The organism is Neobacillus drentensis (genome assembly GCF_036965245.1).
In the GTDB taxonomy this organism is placed as follows: domain Bacteria; phylum Bacillota; class Bacilli; order Bacillales; family Cytobacillaceae; genus Neobacillus; species Neobacillus drentensis_G.
In genome coordinates, this window is sequence record NZ_JBALPG010000140.1 from 4,214 (window position 1) to 6,469 (window position 2,256).

The window sequence follows — 2,256 nt, forward strand, 5'->3', positions numbered from 1 at the left end:
TTATGGATGGCAAGTGAACAAAGTCAGAAGCTACATAGTATTACCCTTACAGGTGGCAATATCAAGAAGTTAGAAAAAGAATGTGAACTATTAAAAATTCGTGGTTTTGTTACTTTATACGAAGAAGTACGCTTAAAAAAAATCTCCACTCACGGATATAGTACTTTTCATTCTCATGTTGAAGCAGATGTTTTAAAAAATACAGGAACATGTGTCATAAAAGACCATTGTGAAGTTAAAGAAATTGTGAGTGCTGGGAATTTAAAGATGAAAAACGGACATATAACAAAGATTAAAAGTTCAGGAAAGCTGTCTATCGAACAAATTCTTCAGTTGGAACAATTTGATTCAATTGGCTTTGTTCAAGCGAAAGAAATACATGCAAAATTCTTTCAGTTAAAATTGTCAGGTAAAAGTAAAATCGAACGTCTTATAGCGGATGAATTATGTGTAAAAAAGCATAGAGAAGCTATTTCTTTAATGCAGAAAAAGCTGACTTGCAAATATATCAAAGGAAAAAACTTGCAGCTTTCCTATACAGATGCGGATATTGTTGAAGGGGATGTAGTGGTAGTAGGCAATAATTGCGAAATACAAACACTTTATTATAAAGAAAACTATACAATCTCTCCAAATGCTAAAGTCCATCAAATCATAAGAAGTGAAAAGGAATGAAAATAAAAATAATGTTATGCACTTTTTTAAACTTGCTAACAATCCCTGTCCTATCCGTCCTATACTTAGGATTGTTTTTGAGTGCAATAATCTCAATGTTAGCTGGCATATTACGAACACTCGGCTTTGAACAAATAAAAATGAGTATTTGGCAGGGGATTGATCTCCCAGTCGTTTTTAGTATTCCATTATCACTCGTTATTTCTTTCTTTCTAATAATAGTTTCGCTTTATGTAAAACGTTCACTAAAATTTTGTGTATCGAATCTTAGGTTTAAATGAGAGATATTTTTTATGTATATCTATAATCTTATCCAAATTCAACTAAAGCAGTGTATCACTTGGCTTACCTAACACAAAATTTTTTCTACTTCACTATCTAGTCGCTTTATTCTAAGTGGTTAATGGCATAACTTGCAAAAAGTGCCTGACCCCCATCCGTTAAAGCTTTAACACACTAGGGGTCAGGTACCAACACATACTCAATTTTTCCTAAACGATTACAATATCTTTTATCTTCATGATCTAACGAAGACTCATTCGCCAAAATAAAATAAATACAATAAAACTAACCTTTAAGTTCAATGCATAGAGGCAGAAATTTCTTGCATTTTACGTGACACTAGCGGATAAAAATATGTTTTTGCACTAATTGTGGAATTCCCCCCAAAGAATCCAGTACCGGGGCAAGTTTTAACTTCATACTCTTTACTGTTGTCTAACACTCTTTCCTTTGTTCTGTAATGCCACCAATGATGATAAGTAATACTGTCAACGGTTGGAGTTAACCCGAATTTTATACAAAGCAAAGCAGTGATATAAACAATCGTTTCCTTTTGTTCCTCAGACATTACATCATGACCTATATCGAAGTTGCCAACATTTTCGATGGCTATCCCTACAGAATTGGCCTCATCTCCAATTGAACCTTCGGGAGCTATGTTAAATGGCCTAGAAACGGCTATTTTTCCATCAGGAAATGTAGTGATATTTTGAGCGATATTCTTCCATCCCATTTTATTTACATGATAATTCTCCATACTCTTCAACATTTTAAAATGATTGGAACTATAAAATTGCTTGTATGATGGTAACCATGTGTGGTGTTGTTGGATTAGACTTATTTTTCTAGTAAATATGTTGTGAAACAACCAATCCCCAAATTCCTCCCTCGTCATAAGAATATACTGTCCTTGCATTGTCATTTTTTTGGGAATAATCTTCAATCTTTGCCCTACATGTATTTGCTCAGATGAAAGCCCATTTGTTGTTTTTATCATATCGACTGTTGAATTGTATGCTGATGAAATCTCCATAAGTGTATCCCCAGAAGCAACTTCATACATAATCGGAACCCGCAATTTCTGACCAACTAACAAAGTATTGGATTGTAATCCATTTGTTAGTTTTAGCTCTTCTACAGTCGTATTAAATTTATTTGCAAGTCCAGGTAATGTGTCACCTGATTTTACTTCATAAATATTGCTAGGGTTATTTCCAATTGCTTGAGCAGGAAATATATTAAGCAGCATACTTAATATCAAACAAAATACAATCAGAAAAAATTTTTTCATTTTTTAAA

2 protein-coding genes are annotated in these 2,256 nt (G+C 33.2%); one reads left to right on the top strand and one right to left on the bottom strand.

From position 1 onward, the window contains the following. Positions 1–675, top strand: a 675-nt coding sequence (locus tag V7150_RS22265; RefSeq protein ID WP_335522589.1) for a hypothetical protein, incomplete at its 5' end; no start/stop codon positions are given. A gap of 580 nt (positions 676–1,255) precedes the next feature. Here V7150_RS22265 and V7150_RS22270 read toward each other — a convergent pair. Beyond that, complete coding sequence (locus V7150_RS22270) at positions 1,256–2,218, bottom strand: peptidoglycan recognition protein family protein (protein WP_335522591.1); 963 nt, start codon at positions 2,216–2,218, stop codon at positions 1,256–1,258. Positions 2,219–2,256: the final 38 nt, after the last annotated feature.